Annotated in this window: 17 protein-coding genes; 9 read left to right on the top strand and 8 right to left on the bottom strand. The window is 40.1% G+C overall.

From position 1 onward, the window contains the following. The first annotated feature begins 16 nt into the window (after positions 1–16). Both ACXAEA_RS13540 and ACXAEA_RS13535 read left to right on the top strand, forming a co-directional pair. Entirely contained in the window at positions 17–715 is a 699-nt protein-coding gene (locus ACXAEA_RS13540) for a Crp/Fnr family transcriptional regulator (protein ID WP_475096409.1), read from the top strand. Positions 716–739: 24 nt separating this feature from the next. Next, entirely contained in the window at positions 740–1234 is a 495-nt protein-coding gene (locus ACXAEA_RS13535; RefSeq protein ID WP_475096408.1) for a DMT family transporter, read from the top strand. 751 nt (positions 1235–1985) lie between these two features. On the opposite strand, the gene ACXAEA_RS13530 is transcribed toward ACXAEA_RS13535, so the two are convergent. From ACXAEA_RS13530 to ACXAEA_RS13510, 5 genes are all read right to left on the bottom strand, one after another. Continuing rightward, positions 1986–2348, bottom strand: coding sequence for a MerR family transcriptional regulator (locus ACXAEA_RS13530; protein ID WP_475096407.1), 363 nt, complete (start codon positions 2346–2348; stop codon positions 1986–1988). A gap of 18 nt (positions 2349–2366) precedes the next feature. Continuing rightward, positions 2367–3077, bottom strand: coding sequence for an SDR family NAD(P)-dependent oxidoreductase (locus tag ACXAEA_RS13525; RefSeq protein WP_475096406.1), 711 nt, complete (start codon positions 3075–3077; stop codon positions 2367–2369). Positions 3078–3166: 89 nt separating this feature from the next. After that, positions 3167–3706, bottom strand: coding sequence for an NAD(P)H-dependent oxidoreductase (locus ACXAEA_RS13520; protein WP_475096405.1), 540 nt, complete (start codon positions 3704–3706; stop codon positions 3167–3169). A gap of 76 nt (positions 3707–3782) precedes the next feature. Then, positions 3783–4430: an SDR family NAD(P)-dependent oxidoreductase gene (locus ACXAEA_RS13515; RefSeq protein WP_475096404.1), complete on the bottom strand. Its 648-nt coding sequence runs from the start codon at positions 4428–4430 to the stop codon at positions 3783–3785. A 51-nt stretch (positions 4431–4481) separates the two neighbouring features. Next, complete coding sequence (locus ACXAEA_RS13510) at positions 4482–4916, bottom strand: MarR family winged helix-turn-helix transcriptional regulator (RefSeq protein ID WP_475096403.1); 435 nt, start codon at positions 4914–4916, stop codon at positions 4482–4484. 288 nt (positions 4917–5204) lie between these two features. Between ACXAEA_RS13510 and ACXAEA_RS13505 the strand changes: the two genes are divergently transcribed. Beyond that, the gene (locus ACXAEA_RS13505) at positions 5205–6032 is read left to right on the top strand and encodes an STAS domain-containing protein (protein WP_475096402.1); all 828 of its coding nucleotides are present in this window, start codon (positions 5205–5207) and stop codon (positions 6030–6032) included. Between the two features lie 122 nt (positions 6033–6154). On the opposite strand, the gene ACXAEA_RS13500 is transcribed toward ACXAEA_RS13505, so the two are convergent. After that, the gene (locus ACXAEA_RS13500) at positions 6155–6691 is read right to left on the bottom strand and encodes a DinB family protein (RefSeq protein WP_475096401.1); all 537 of its coding nucleotides are present in this window, start codon (positions 6689–6691) and stop codon (positions 6155–6157) included. Positions 6692–7495: 804 nt separating this feature from the next. Next, entirely contained in the window at positions 7496–8344 is an 849-nt protein-coding gene (locus ACXAEA_RS13495; RefSeq protein WP_475096400.1) for a DUF1206 domain-containing protein, read from the bottom strand. Positions 8345–9083: 739 nt separating this feature from the next. On the opposite strand from ACXAEA_RS13495, the gene ACXAEA_RS13490 reads away from it, so the two are divergent. The 4 genes from ACXAEA_RS13490 to ACXAEA_RS13475 all read left to right on the top strand — a co-directional run bounded on the left by ACXAEA_RS13490 (position 9084) and on the right by ACXAEA_RS13475 (position 11603). Further along, a complete protein-coding gene (locus tag ACXAEA_RS13490; RefSeq protein ID WP_475096399.1) occupies positions 9084–9311 on the top strand; it encodes a hypothetical protein in 228 nt (75 codons plus the stop codon). Positions 9312–9487: 176 nt separating this feature from the next. Then, positions 9488–10507 (top strand): STAS domain-containing protein, encoded by a 1020-nt coding sequence (locus ACXAEA_RS13485; RefSeq protein WP_475096398.1) that lies wholly within the window; start codon positions 9488–9490, stop codon positions 10505–10507. A gap of 195 nt (positions 10508–10702) precedes the next feature. After that, positions 10703–11143 carry a DUF4275 family protein gene (locus tag ACXAEA_RS13480; RefSeq protein WP_475096397.1) on the top strand — a complete coding sequence of 147 codons (441 nt, stop codon included), beginning with the start codon at positions 10703–10705 and terminating at the stop codon, positions 11141–11143. Positions 11144–11165: 22 nt separating this feature from the next. Further along, positions 11166–11603: a hypothetical protein gene (locus ACXAEA_RS13475; protein WP_475096396.1), complete on the top strand. Its 438-nt coding sequence runs from the start codon at positions 11166–11168 to the stop codon at positions 11601–11603. 150 nt (positions 11604–11753) lie between these two features. On the opposite strand, the gene ACXAEA_RS13470 is transcribed toward ACXAEA_RS13475, so the two are convergent. Then, positions 11754–12104, bottom strand: coding sequence for a DUF2200 domain-containing protein (locus tag ACXAEA_RS13470; RefSeq protein ID WP_475096395.1), 351 nt, complete (start codon positions 12102–12104; stop codon positions 11754–11756). Between the two features lie 154 nt (positions 12105–12258). On the opposite strand from ACXAEA_RS13470, the gene ACXAEA_RS13465 reads away from it, so the two are divergent. Further along, on the top strand, positions 12259–12531 hold the full coding sequence (locus tag ACXAEA_RS13465; protein WP_475096394.1) for a hypothetical protein: 273 nt from the start codon (positions 12259–12261) through the stop codon (positions 12529–12531). 362 nt (positions 12532–12893) lie between these two features. Next, positions 12894–14630: a gamma-glutamyltransferase gene (gene ggt, locus ACXAEA_RS13460; protein WP_475098127.1), complete on the top strand. Its 1737-nt coding sequence runs from the start codon at positions 12894–12896 to the stop codon at positions 14628–14630. Positions 14631–14690: the final 60 nt, after the last annotated feature.

The raw sequence follows: 14690 nt of genomic DNA, 5'->3' as shown, positions 1-14690 counted from the left end.
AGGCAGGGAATTCTATATGAAAGAAATGAGAGAATCAAAACAGATAGAAGAGTATTTACGGTCTTATAAAATTGAATCGTTGTTTAAGGAAGAAATCATGCCGTATTTGTCACTATACGAGTTTGATAAAGGGGAGCAGATCTGTTCTCAGGGAGAAGCAGTCGAGAACTTATACCTTCTGGTCAAGGGGAAAGTGAAGATTTTCACTACTTCCGAAGAGGGAAAGACGCTGATTCTTTCATTTAAAACACCACTTGAGGTTATTGGGGATATTGAATATGTACAAAAAATCGACACGATCAATACCGTCGAGGCCGTTTCCCCTGTAGTAATGATAGGAGTCCGGCAAAATGTTGTGAGGGAATACTTAAAGGAACACTCGCCATTCCTGCAATTTTTGCTTGAAATTATCACAAGGAAATTCTATATCAAATCGCAGTTTATGCGTCATAACATTATGTACCCTGTGGAAACACGGTTAGCGAGTTATCTTGTATCGGTTGCCTATGATGAAAATGAAAAACTGGTAAATGGAAATGTTAGTGCATCGAACCTTACCGACATTGCCAATTTAATCGGAACAAGCTACAGGCATCTTAACCGGGTCATAAAGGAATTCTGTACAAATGGATTGGTTGTGCGCGCGAAAGGTGCGATCATCATTAAGGATTTAGAAGGGCTCAAGTTGGTCGCTAAGGAAGATCTCTATGAGTAAGTTAAATGGTTTGGAGGAAATCGTATGATTCTTGGGCTTATATTTGCAATCATGGCTGGGACGCTTGTCAGCCTACAAAATATTTTTAACAGCAAGGTCAATGAGAAAGCAGGGTCATGGACGACTACGACTTTGGTACTGGGGCTGGGTTTTCTCGCTTCGTTCATCCTGGGCCTAACGGTTGAAGGCGCACAGCTTTTTAATCTGGAAAAAATGCAATGGTGGTACTGGCTGAGCGGATTGCTAGGAATCGGCGTCATTACAGGCATCGTTCAAGGAATCAGATACCTGGGTCCAACGTTTGCAATTTCAATCGTGTTGACCTCACAGCTGGGATTCGCGGTATTGTGGGACTCAATGGGCTGGCTGGGATTAGAGCAAGTTCCTTTTACGCTAAAACAATTCGTGGGTGTTATGGTTATTTTAGGCGGTGTGATTGTTTTTAAGTGGAGTGAAGGACGGGGAGAGGAAGCGGAACTTTTAGAGGCTGGGCATGATAAAAGGGTGGAAGCATCTTAAAATAGGTATAAACGAACTTTGGCAGTTCCTTAATAACCAATAAAAGAGCATTTGCCCGAAATGGGGTAGGATTCAGGATGACGGTAACAAGAAGAGTGAATTTTTGCCCGTAAAAGAGTGAAACCAGGCATGACGGTAACAAGAAGTGGAAGTATGTGCCCGTAAAATAGTGAAACCATCGATGACGGTAACAAGAAGAGGAAATTTGTGCCCGTAAAAGAGTGAAACCAGGAATGACGGTAACAAGAAGAGGAAATATGTGCCCGTAAAAGAGTGAAACCAGGCATGACGGGAACAAGAAGAGGAAACATGTGCCCGTAAAAGAGTGAAACCATCTATGACGGTAACAATAAGAGGAAATATGTGCCCGTAAAATAGTGAAACCAGGCATGACGGGAACAAGAAGAGAAAACATGTGCCCGTAAAATAGTGAAACCATCGATGACGGTAACAAGAAGAGGAAATTTGTGCCCGTAAAAGAGTGAAACCAGGCATGACGGTAACAAGAAGAGGAAACATGTGCCCGTAAAAGAGTGAAACCAAGAATGACGGGAACAAAATGAGGAAACATGTGACCGTTAAAGAGTAGAACCAGGAATAACGGGAACAAGAAGTGACCGAAAAAGAGTGAAATCAGAGAAAACGGGAACAAATAAGAGATTTCTGAGTCTTAAAGAGAGCAGGAATGTAAATTTTGATAATAAGGATCAAAATATAAAGACCAACAGTTTGCAACGTTGGTCTTCTCCGATCAGTTTTGCATTTCACGTTCCAATCGTAAAATCTTTTGTTGGATTTTAATCAGGTTTTCTTCGGATTCACGAATTTGTTGTTGAATCTTCAATTCTTGTTGCTTCATCATCTCAATCCGTTGTGGATTCGTATCTTTCCCGACCATTGACATTTCTACAAACTGTTTTATTTCCTTGATCGGCATGCCAGTATCTTTTAAGCATAGGATAAATTCCAGAAATTTAAGGGCGTCATCGTCAAAAACCCGATCACCTTTTTCCGTTCTTTTTAGAAAAGGGAAGAGCCCCTGATTATCATAGTAGCGTAATTGAGAAATGGATAAATCATTCATTTTTGCGACTTGGCCAATTGTATAGTTCATAGTGGTTTCCTTATCTGATTACCATGGAATGATTCCATTGTTATTAAGAATTTTACCATTATAATTATTCTCACTTACTGCATATTTAACAATGATTTGAGCACCTTCTGCCGTCGTTTTGCCGCCTGGAGCATTACCATTAAGATCCGTAGTGGTAAAGCCTGGTGTTACACTGAAAATTTCCTGACCGTGAATGCCAAATTCTTTTCCAAAGGACAGTGTTAAGGCATTTGCAGCTGTTTTTGATGAATTGTAGCCTAATAAATTCAGGTGCCCGGCCTGGCCATTGTCAAACATTGTTTGCGAAGCCATATCAGTTGTAACATTTACAATTTTCCCGCGTTGAGAATTTTTTATGAGCGGTAAAAACGTTTGAATCATCTGGAACGTTCCAAAGAAGTTCACATTGAATTCATCGCGCAGCGTTTCAATTTTTAATTCAGTGGGGGACATGCCAAAATCGAGTGCAATCCCAGCGTTGTTAATTAACAAGTCTAAGTGATCTGTTACTTCAAGGACCTTATTTTTTGCGTTTTGAATGGATTCCGTGTCTGTTACATCTATTTGTACAAACGAAATATTGGATAAGCTTAATGATTCTACAGCTTTGTTCCCGAGTTCTTCATTTCTTGCTCCTAAAAATACAGTGTATTTTTCCTCTGCCAGTTGGCGGACAACCTCATAGCCAATTCCTTTATTGGCCCCAGTTACAAAAGCAAATTTTTTCATACTCTTTTCCTCCGATATTCTTTTTATTAGGTTCAAATAAAAAGATACAACCTCAACCTAAGTTGAGGTCAAGGTTTTTTTATGAATTTTTATCGCTGTTCGATCGTTGATCGCTGAAGAACGTATTCAACATAATTCTTAGCATTTTCAGCAAGCTCCTGATCTGAAACATGCATAACTCCATTGAGGACAAATAAAGGTAAAAACTTCGTGCCGATGAGATTGCTTGTTTGCTGTAATGGAGTAGTTAAGGTCTCCATCGTAAAATGATTGTAGCCAGTAGTCTGGTAAGAATCTTCCGGTCCGAAGGTTGAAATCGCAAGGCCTAGTTCTTTGCCGTGAAGCTTGTCACCGCCTGGACCATATGCCCATCCGTAAGAGAGAACTTCATCCTGCCATTGTTTTAACAAAGCAGGCGTGCTGTACCAGTAGAATGGGAATTGTAGAATAATGCGGTCATGCGATTCCAGCAGGCTTTGTTCATGCGCTACGTCTATTTTTCCGTCCGGGTAAGCTTGCTGAAGAGTATGAATTGTAATTTCTTCGTGTTTTTTCAGTTCTTCCATCCAGGTGCGGTTAACGCGAGATTGTTCCAAGTTTGGGTGAGTGATGATGACAAGAGTTTTCATAAATTATTCTCCTCTAATTTTTCAAATTTTTTTTAAAAAGAAACATTTGTACATACAAATGAAATACGAAAAAAATTTACTTTTCTTCATATATCATTTCTGTTTCCATTCGATTAACGTACATGTCATAAAATGCTTTCGCTATATTTTCAGCAGAAAAATAAGTGCCTTCTTGTACAAATCCATTAATCGTCAATGTTCCAACATATATCCCTTTAGGACTCAATTCTTGGTGCAAGCTGTAAGTCAAATTACGAATTGCCGCTTTTCCAATGGCCAATGAAGCATAGTCAGCATAGGGGTGAAGGGCTAATCCGCCGCCTGTTAACAAAATTGTTCCATTTTCCATATGGGGAATCACTGCTTGAACACTGGCAAGCGCTCCAGCTACACTGATTTTAAAATCATTCACTAATTGATCCACGTTTATAGTTGTTGGTTTTCCTGGGTTTACTGCAGCAGCATTGTATAAGAGTACATCGATTTTGCCATGAGCTTTAATTACCTGATTAATAGCTGCTATTAAAAATTCTTCTGAAGAGGCATCTGCTTGGAAACCTTCTGCTGCAATCCCGTCATTTTTAAGTTCACTTACATGTTTCTGTAATGACTCCGTACTTCGGGAAATCAGGGCAACCTTAAAGCCTTCTTTTCCGAATTTCTTTGCGGTGTTCAAGCTAATCCCTGGTCCTGCACCGACAATAAGTATTAATTTATCAGACAAAATATCAGCCTCCTTGCTTATTTGTATATGCAAATGAATGGTTAAAAAAAATTAAAGATCTTTTTCCAGCTTATTGCTCGCTTCGTGCAGCATTTTGCTTAAATCCATACTGAATTCTCTTCCTAATACGCTCGAATAGCTAGTAAACATTTCTTTTAAATTAACCCGGAATTGATGATAGACTTTTTCTCCTTCATCAGTTAAAGAGATTAATGATTGTTTTCCATCCATTTTTCTAGTGACCAGTTTTAGTTTCTCTAGTTTATCAATAAACCTTGTACTGGTCGAAGGGGCAATGGATAGCTTGTGGCATAGCTCCTTTTGTGTAATATCAGGATGGAACTTCACAATCATAATCATGTAAAGATAGGAAGGGGCAAGGTCATCAAATTCAAATGTCTTTTCGGCTAATTTCGTAATGTTACGAGCAAAGCGGCTAGCTGTAAAATAAAGACAATGGATTAATACCTGTTCTTCTTCATTCATTTGATCAAATCCTTTTATTCATTTGCATATACAAATTAACATGTAATTGTTTTCAAGTCAAATTAAACAAATTTTTTCCCCTTCAGGTTGATTGTATCTCAAATTTTGGCTAAGAAAAATGTATCTCGATTTTAAACCAGTGAAAAAACGGACAGGGGCTTGCTATTGGAAATCTTCCATTTCGCGGTTTGGCATCGACCAAAACATGATTTTATTTCTAGTTATTAACCTAACCGTGGTATAATCTAGTAAAAATAAAATAGAGGAATTTTTACAGGAGCTGACAACGTGAATCCAGTCGAAAGATTTGCAAACCACCTAATTGAAAATGCAGAATCAATCAGTAAAGAAATCGTAGATTATAATATAAGGAAGCTGGAAATCGAGCTTCCAGCCGAAATTATTGAACAGTCAATCCAAACAAACATACAATTCCTGGGGTTCCTTGGGAAAACACTGAACCTTACTAAAGAGGAAGTGGCTGAGAAGTTTCTGGAATGGTTTAAGGTAGTACAGGCAGATCAACCGAAGTATCAATTCGGTTACGAGGAAATAGCCAGTATTCTTAAGCCATATGCCGAAACACGCCTTCAGCTGATCGAAATGCTGACAAAGGAATCGATTGGAGAGGGGCTTACGACAGAGGAAGTGGTTCAGGTCAATAACCGATTGAGCTACTTGCTTGATTTAAGCATCACCGAGACGATGATCGATCGTGAAAGGCAAGCGAACGAACTGCACAAAAAGAACGAGAAAATCATCACTGAGCTTTCATCTCCAGTCGTTCCGATTGAACAAGGAATGGCCATCCTGCCATTGATTGGTGAATTCGATTATGAACGAAGTGACCATATCATGAACCATGTCATTCCAAAGATCAGTGAACTGAGGATCAAGACACTTATTATTGATTTCTCCGGTATCGCCACGATCGATGCTGAAGTCGCAGCGCGAATTTTCAATATCCATAAAGTCCTGAAGCTGATCGGATTAGAGACGATGCTAACAGGCATACGCCCTGATCTGGCAATCGATGTCATCAATACAGGTATTGATTTCTCGAAGTTAAACACTTACGGAACGGTACAGCAGGCTATAGTTGCGAATGCGAAATAATACAAAAAGCTAATCTCATATCAAGTAACAAGTAAAAAGCACTGCTACCGCAGTGCTTTTAACATTCTTAGGCTTGTTTTGAAATTGCTTGAAATCTTGCGTCATATAGCGGAATATACAATTTATTCTCGTTCCTTTGGCCAAGAGCCTTGTTGTTTGCGGATTAAGACAATTTGCCCGATATGGTATACGTTGTGTAAAATTTGACGAGCCAGACCGCCAACAAGTTCCTCGTCCAGCTGACTGTCATTAACTTTTGCCAGTGAATTACGCAAGTTTTCACAAATTAGGTGAGTTTCTGCCAGGACTGCTTTCCATTTTTCAGAATCTGCGGGATCCCCGATCTCTCCAAATGTATTCACTGCCAGGACTTCCTTCCATTCAGAATCTGCTGGTTTCCCTATATCTCCAAATGAAGGCTTGTGGTTAGATGCCTTATCTCTAGGCGTTGTGTCATTGATTTTTCTAACAAGTAGGGCGTTGTAATAGTTTAGATGGTTCACAGTTTGCCAAACTGTATTCCCTCCACCAGGCGGCTGCCAGTTTGCATCTGTGGCATTCAAACCCTCAAGAGCAGATTCTAAAGGGGCAAACCAAGTTTCAGTATCCCAGCTAAAGTCATATTCCATGCGGAAAATATCCATCAGTTCTAGTTTCATTTGCTTTCTCTCCTCGTCTAAAGTTAATAATATTCAGATGTTGAGAATAGCTAAAACATGATCACAGGGACCGGTCAATTTTTCAATACAAGATAAAGCACTACCAACACTCTTTTATTTTTTAATTGATTGGTTTAATAATAAAACAACTCCAGATGATTTTCATCTTACCTGTAGTTAGCAGCACTGGAGTGCTAAATTCGAACAAAAAACCAAACGTTGATATACCGACAAAAATAAGCCAGCTTATTCATATGCGAATTAGCTGGCTATTTGGATTGCTTTTTCTGTTTTGTATTCGTTTTATCTAGTAAAAATATAATAAATAACGTATAACCAACTAAAGAACCCGTGAATTATGGCCCAGAGAACGGATTTATGAATACTCCAAGATATTGTAATGGCTAAAGCAGATCCAAAAGTAATGGCACTTTTAGAACCCATTGGAACATTTACTCTTTTTTCTTTCCTTTCTTTCACACCCTAAACCCCCTCTGAATCTATGTTTACTTTTCTTTATGTTAATATTTATTCTTAATTGAAAAGGTTATTCCTATTAGTATTCTCCAATGACTTCTGTAACTCTGCCAATAAGGGAGAATAGGGGGCTTATTCATCTTGGTTAAAAACCCATTAATATCAACTAAAAAAAGCAGTCCCATCAATAGTGATTGGACTGCTTCTTTTATGTTAATTAAGTTTTAGTTATCCAAAACCGAACCGCCGTTTTTTGAAAGGAAAATCCAGAGAATATTTCCGTTTATAAATCAATTAAGATAGGGTCACTTGCCCGAAGCCATTTATCTATCTTCCATCATTCCCAAAATTCATATGCTCATAGCGTCCACGGATGATCTGATAGACCCCATATAAAATCAGGCCAACTGCCACGATCGCCAGCAGAAACTGTCCGAATGGCTGGTCTGCTAATTCTGTCAGAGCACCGCCAAGTCCTTTTGATTCATTGGGATTGTTTGTGTAGGCTGTGCGAATGAAGAAAAAACCGACCATACTGAGAACAATCCCTCGTGATATCAGTCCTATTTTACCTGACCATCGTGCGATCTTGCGTTCTTTTTCGTTCATTTCATAGGTTTTGAATTTAGACATGAATTTCTCTTTTGCACCGCTATAAAGTTCGTAAACACCGTACCCAATAATAATGGCTCCCACTATTCCAACCAACCATTCGCCAAAAGGCTGTTCCATTAACTTGGCCGATATCGTTTTCTCCGAGTTTCCACCACCAGCGGAACCGGTGTTGCTGGCTAATTTTATGGCACCAAATGCTAAATTCGCATAAATCAGGCCACTGATGAAATAACCAGTTCTCTTAACAAGACCTTTAGCATCATTTCCTTCATTCTCAGGATCCTTAATCGCTTTTATAAAATCCCATAAGATATAGCCGATTAATCCAATTCCGATGATCCATAAGACGACTTCACCAAATGGCATTTCGGCGATTGATTGGAGAGCACCATGTGTCCCAGTTGTTTCGCCTTTGGGCCCAAAAGCCGCTAAAGCTGCGAGGATCCCAATCATCACATATACAAGACCTTTAGCGATATAACCCAATCGGCCAAAACGACGCACCCATGGTTTCACTTCTCTCATTTTTTCGTTCACTTTTACAGCTGACGTCGAATTCATCTCATGTACACTTCCTCTACAATTCTCTTACTATATGAAGTTCCCGTTTTTCAGCTAAAAGAAACAAGTTTTATCTTCCAGCTAATGTAATAGAATAATCAGTTAAAATGATGGAGGGGGTTACAGTGTCATCATGCAATATGGCACCTGATTGTGATCACAGCTTCGATTATGCACTTTTTTGCAGTGTTGACTTTGTTGCCTAGAATGGTTACATACCATTAAAATAAGACCTTTAATAAGGTCTTGTATAGTTGGGTATAAATTTTTAAGTAATGTTCATTTTTGTTTAGCCTTTAATCGTTTTATTTCCTTTTATGTGTTCTTATGGCTGTTTGCTTATCTTTTAAGCTAGTGGTAATGACTCCATTACTTTCTACCACCACCAAATTATTCAGGTCCGCCTTGATGATTTCGATAGGAAATAACCAGAAATATCATCCTTCCTTTTTGAATAATATTTGCTTTTCCTTAATTTTTTTTAATGTTTAACACCAACTGAATGCTTACGATTATTCTAGCTTTTATTTTTTAAGATAAAATTAAGAACCAATTACGTTTTCTTTAATTTATATATTTTTAGATCCTAGTCCTGTGACTCAAAATTAAACAAGGGAATTAGAAACATATGTCTCTAAAAAGAGACTAGTGAATTTTCATATGAACCCCTGCAAGTTTATTTACAGTCAATCAGGGAATAAACTAAATGAACAAATACTGCAAAAGGAGATGACAGAATATGAAGTTCAAGAATGCACTATTGTCTATCCCGTTAGGTGCAGGAATTATATTGGCCGGTTGTGCTGCAGAGGAAGATGCGCCGCCGGAAGATGAAAATAACATGGAAAATATAGAAGAGCAGGAAGATAACCAAGAACCAGATATGACGGAAGAGCCTAATGAAGAAAAACCTGATGAAGAAGAACCTGATTTAGATGAAGAGCCGAGTGAAGAGAATAACAATTAGTAAATGATCAGCTTATTCGAAGAACGCCTGTAGTTGAATACAGGCGTTTTTTGTGGTCACGAAACAAAGGATTTGTTCGAGTTTTGCTCTTTATTAAAAGTAAAAACTGGAAATTGGATTATTGCACTAGTTTCATATAGAATTAAACTAATTCAGATCATTAAGGGAGAATAAGAATGCCCAATTCCAGCCATAAGTTTCAATTGAACAAAAATGAGTTTATATGGGACAACAAGGAAGGACAACTGACGTTTGATGGAGCTCCTGCATTGCTTTTTTGGGATTCAGCGATCGAGTTGTTCCTAAAAACGATTGAAGAAATATCCGGTAGTGACGTTTCAAAGACGGTCTATGAAGTGACCGGTTATCGCATGGGTCATCTTGTAAGCTCCTATTACGAAGGCAGGACCGATGTGATACAGCTAATGGAGGAATACAAGGATATCTATAAAAACGCGGGCTGGGGAATATTTGAGATTCATGAGTACTCCTTTGAAGAGAAAAGGGCAGTTGTGCGAATCCGCAATAGCTGGGAACACCGCATTTTCAAAATTGCTGATAAAAATAAAGCTGGCGTGCTGCTGCCGAGCCATTGGGCAGGCATATTCGGCGGACTCTTCAAGCAAAATATGTGGTATAAAATGTTGAAAAGCCAGTTGGAAGGCCATGATTATGATGAATTGGAGATTTTCCCATCCAATCTGACAATCTCGCACAATATCCATGAATTAGCGAGAAAGAAAGAGCAGGAAAGCATTTTGGAATTAGAAAAAAAGGTAGAGGCACGGACGGGAGAACTTTCCTCTATGATTCAGGAGCTGTCCTCCCCAATCATCCCAGTTTTAAATGGGATCCTCGTCATCCCCTTGATTGGCAAATACAATGAAGAGCGGCTCAGCAACATGGTCGAAAAAGCTTTGGTTGAAATCACCAGACTGAAGGCTAAATACTTATTAATCGATTTAACGGGAATTAAGCAAGTCGATTCCTACACAATACATGGCATCCAAAAAATGATTCAATCGATCCGCCTGATCGGAGCTCAATGTTTCATCGTCGGCGTATCAGCTGAACTGAGCATCCAAATCTTACATTCAGGCGTGAACCTTGAAGGAATCCACTCGTTCTCAAATCTGCAGCAAGGGGTGGAATTTGCCATCCAGCAGAATGGGTATGAATTGGTCAAAAAGAAATAATCTAGAGGCTGAACAGGAAAATTGCCTGTTTCAGCCTTTATTTATTTTTGCTCAAACAACCTTTTTTCCTGAAAGGAAAATAAACATTCAGCACAACTTTCCTTTACCATTTTACAGATTGGCAAGAAACGAATTAAAGGTATTTATCATCGGAAAGTAGAATGAATAATAAGTCATCCAAAGAGGAGGCACTAAATGGACTTTTTTCAAAAACTAAAAAGCAAGAAAATACAAGTCAGCATTACAGACGAATTCGGATACGATATAAGAAAGAAGTGGGAAGAAGAATTTGCCTCCCATTTAAGTCCTTTGGATAAAAGGAAAATTAACCTGCATTCTTATAGTGGAGCAAGCGGCTACCTTTGGCATGTGTTCAGTTATGAAAAAAGGAAATGCGAGAAGGAAGAACAAGCAGCGCTGGCGTTCGATAAACAATACAAAGATACTTGCCTGATTTTCTTTCAGCATGCCGATGACGTATGGCTCGTAGAGGATGCATCGGATTTGAAGGCAAAAGACCTGCTGCTGGCTGATGGCGAGTATGCTGATTTATACGTAGTCGACCAAATGTTTAAATGGACATATGTCGTCACCCATGAAAGAGGGTGGATCGGACCGTTTTTTTGTAAAAGGTAAATCCTGGTGAGGGGGAATGGAAATGTTTCTAAGAAAATTAATCTCTGCTTTTGGCGCAACGGTGTTGATGGTCATGCTGTTTTCAGTACTTGAGGAATTCGGGGTAGGGCTCTTTTTGGGCATGTACATCCTGCCAATTGTATTAATCTATGGAATTCCATCCTCCATATTATCTGATTTTCTTACCAGGAGAACAGCTGGGCTAAAAAGACTTGCAGCTGCAGGATTTCTTCATGTTGTCCTCGGGACTTTATTTGTTGCAGTGCCAACACTCGTGCAGGATGTAGAACAGGGGAACTGGCTCACCAGTCTACGGAATAATGGTTTCTTCTTTTTCAGTTCAATCGTGTCTGCTTTCTTCTTTTGGTGCTCTGATGAAGTACTCAAAAGTGAGTGGTTGGATGGACTAAGAAGAAAATGTCTTGGTGTATGTAAAAGGATTGGGAATTTGAGGATTTAGCCAGAAGCAGGGGCAATGCCGTCTTCTTTTTTTGTCAGGTGAACAATGATTGTATATCAGAATGAATCTCTATTATTGGGGGAGTTAGTTTGTAGACGTAACAAAAAAACACCAACCCTTTATAAATGGAGTCAGTGTCTTGATTCTTTATTATTTCCGCAAAATCTTCTCCATTGCTTTACCCTTTGCTAACTCATCGATCAGCTTGTCCAGGTAGCGAATTTCCCTCATCGTTGGTTCTTCGATGTCTTCGATTCTGACACCGCAGATCACACCTTTGATCAAAGCCCTCGAAGGATTCAGTTGGGGAGCTTCCGCAAAGAAGGTCTCAAAGTCTGTCCGTTTTTCCAAAAGTGCTTCCAGCTCTTCCTGGCTATACCCTGTCAGCCAAGTGATGATTTCATCGACTTCTGTTTTCGTACGTCCTTTTTTCTCCGCCTTCGTCACATAATGTGGATAGACACTTGCGACACTCATTGAATAGATCTTATGTTTGCCCATGATCCATGCTCCCTTATAAGATTTTCTTCATTATAATACGAAAAATAAGCCGGTTCAAACTTGTAATTTATTAAAGAAATCAAAGGAAATTGACCCAAAGGGAAGAATATTAAAGTATATGACATTGTGAATCGGGAGAAAAGGGGTGTGGTTGATGGCTGAGACAGGGCTTTCCAACAAGGGAAGAAGATATCGCAAATCCCTTTTTGGAGAAATCACTTTTTTACGGATCATCCGCTTTGTATTCGTTCTTTCTCTTTCCTTATTAATGGTGTACATCTACTATCTCCATCTTAGAGGCAACCTTCAAAAAACGATTCTTGATATTTGGATAAATCATCAGAAGAGCATCATAGCTCTTTCGATTTTCATTTTATATTCAGCGGTTATTTTTCAAATAGGTGTCTGGAGAGGGAGAAGAAAGTAGGACAATGAGAATGATTAATCTATGAAAGCAGGGGGGTAGCACTCTCTGCTTATTTTTATTTGTTGGGCCAAGGAGAGATTTATTTACTTAATGGATTTTTAATGCCGCTAATTAATGCTAGAATACATTCCTGTTTTCATATGAGGAGTAAGATCTTTCAGGTATTATCATTCTTTTATCCTAGCCATTTCCGAGCCTTCTTTACCCCTTTGGCAAAAACAGATAGTATAAAAGATTCAAAATTAAGATAATTCTGTTAAATATTTGCTATTACGCTTCTTTTTCCCCTACCATAATATTGAAATCAAATTTGAACAGGAGGGATTCATTTGAAAAACTTCTTACGAACCGGGCTATTTGCTATGCTTAGTATTCTGTTGCTGGCCGGCACAATGCCTGCAGCAGGACAAGCTAAAAAACCGCAATTCAGCTATGATCAGTACAGCCAGGTCGATGTGGGCGAGGATGGAATGGTAGCGACTGCCCACCCGCTGGCATCCGAGATCGGTGCCGAGGTCCTTCGCAAGGGCGGGAACGCGATTGATGCTTCCGTTGCCATCCAGTTAGCACTGAACGTAGTAGAGCCGATGATGTCAGGAATCGGCGGCGGCGGTTTCATGATGGTTTATGACGGAAAAACAAAGGAAACCACCATTGTGAACAGCCGTGAGCGTGCTCCTGAGGGTGCGACTCCAGACATGTTCCTGGATGAAAACGGGAAGCCTATTCCTTTTTCAGAACGGTCAACAGGGGGAACTGCAGTAGGAGTGCCCGGCACATTGAAAGGTCTTGAAACAGCGCTGGAAATGTGGGGAACACGACCACTGCAGCAGCTGATCGGTCCAGCCATTAAGCTCGCTGACAAAGGATTCCCAATCGATTCTGTCCTGGCAGACGCGATTGCCGATAATCAGGACATGTTATCAAGATCAGCAGCCGGGGAGGTTTTCGTGCCTGATGGCAAGCCGCTAAAAGAGGGAGATGTCCTAGTTCAGGACGACCTGGCCAAAACCTTCAAGCTGATCCGTTCAAATGGTGCTGATGCACTGTATAAAGGAGAGATTGCAGAAGCAGTTGCAGATGTTGTCCAGGATTTCGGTGGATCGATGACTCCCGAGGATTTGGCAAAGTATGATGTAACAATTGATGAGCCAGTATGGGGAGACTATCAAGGTTACGAAATTGCCAGCATGCCTCCGCCAAGCTCAGGTGGTGTCTTCCTACTGCAAATGCTGAAAATACTGGACGGTTTCAATCTTTCCCAGTATGATGTCAAATCTACAGAAAAATATCATCTTTTAGCCGAAGCGATGCATCTTGCCTATGCTGACCGTGCGGCATACGCTGGGGATCCTGAATTTGTCAATGTTCCTGTAAATGGACTGCTGCATCCTGATTACATCAATGAGCGACAGGAATTGATCAGTCTGGATTCGGTCAATCAGAATCCAACAGCCGGTGACCCTTGGAAATATGAGAACACCGAAGCCAATTATTCAGCGACTAGCCAGCCAAATGACAGGAAATATGGCGAAACAACCCACTTTACTGTTGCTGACAGATGGGGAAATGTGGTCAGCTACACAACAACCATTGAACAAGTGTTTGGAACGGGCATCATGGTGCCTGGTTATGGATTCATGCTGAACAATGAATTGACCGACTTTGATGCAGTGCCTGGCGGCGCCAATGAGGTTCAGCCAAACAAGCGTCCGTTGAGCAGCATGACACCGACCATTGTATTTGAAAACGGCGAACCAGTCTTGACTGTTGGCTCGCCAGGAGGTCCAACCATCATTACCTCAGTGCTGCAAACCATCCTCCATGCCATCGAGTATGATATGGAGCTCAAGGAAGCAGTTGAGGAGCCAAGAATATACACCAATAATCTTAATTCCTATCGCTATGAAGACGGGATAAGCTCTGAAACGCTAAGCGAACTGAATGCCATGGGCCATAAATTTGGTCTGAGCCCGACGACCATCGGTAACGTCCAAAGTATCCTGATTGACCGTGAAAACGGTACTTTTAAGGGAGTCGCCGATTCAAGCCGAAATGGCGCAGCCATTGGAGTAAATCTAAAAGGCAACCGAAAATAGACATTAAGAAAGGAGCGGGATATTTCCGCTCCTTTTTCATATGATGCTTTTATCTTTGCT

The organism is Mesobacillus sp. ABV4_180 (genome assembly GCF_056158485.1).
Note: the sequence above shows the minus strand (reverse complement) of the source record. Positions and strands in the feature narration are given on the sequence as shown.

Coding starts and splice junctions, on each gene's coding strand:
- ACXAEA_RS13540 (WP_475096409.1), top strand. CDS start 17: ATGAAAGAAATGAGAGAATCAAAACAGATAGAAGAGTATTTACGGTCT.
- ACXAEA_RS13535 (WP_475096408.1), top strand. CDS start 740: ATGATTCTTGGGCTTATATTTGCAATCATGGCTGGGACGCTTGTCAGC.
- ACXAEA_RS13530 (WP_475096407.1), bottom strand. CDS start 2,348: ATGAACTATACAATTGGCCAAGTCGCAAAAATGAATGATTTATCCATT.
- ACXAEA_RS13525 (WP_475096406.1), bottom strand. CDS start 3,077: ATGAAAAAATTTGCTTTTGTAACTGGGGCCAATAAAGGAATTGGCTAT.
- ACXAEA_RS13520 (WP_475096405.1), bottom strand. CDS start 3,706: ATGAAAACTCTTGTCATCATCACTCACCCAAACTTGGAACAATCTCGC.
- ACXAEA_RS13510 (WP_475096403.1), bottom strand. CDS start 4,916: ATGAATGAAGAAGAACAGGTATTAATCCATTGTCTTTATTTTACAGCT.
- ACXAEA_RS13500 (WP_475096401.1), bottom strand. CDS start 6,691: ATGAAACTAGAACTGATGGATATTTTCCGCATGGAATATGACTTTAGC.
- ACXAEA_RS13495 (WP_475096400.1), bottom strand. CDS start 8,344: ATGAATTCGACGTCAGCTGTAAAAGTGAACGAAAAAATGAGAGAAGTG.
- ACXAEA_RS13490 (WP_475096399.1), top strand. CDS start 9,084: ATGAAGTTCAAGAATGCACTATTGTCTATCCCGTTAGGTGCAGGAATT.
- ACXAEA_RS13485 (WP_475096398.1), top strand. CDS start 9,488: ATGCCCAATTCCAGCCATAAGTTTCAATTGAACAAAAATGAGTTTATA.
- ACXAEA_RS13480 (WP_475096397.1), top strand. CDS start 10,703: ATGGACTTTTTTCAAAAACTAAAAAGCAAGAAAATACAAGTCAGCATT.
- ACXAEA_RS13475 (WP_475096396.1), top strand. CDS start 11,166: ATGTTTCTAAGAAAATTAATCTCTGCTTTTGGCGCAACGGTGTTGATG.
- ACXAEA_RS13470 (WP_475096395.1), bottom strand. CDS start 12,104: ATGGGCAAACATAAGATCTATTCAATGAGTGTCGCAAGTGTCTATCCA.
- ACXAEA_RS13465 (WP_475096394.1), top strand. CDS start 12,259: ATGGCTGAGACAGGGCTTTCCAACAAGGGAAGAAGATATCGCAAATCC.
- ggt (WP_475098127.1), top strand. CDS start 12,894: ATGCTTAGTATTCTGTTGCTGGCCGGCACAATGCCTGCAGCAGGACAA.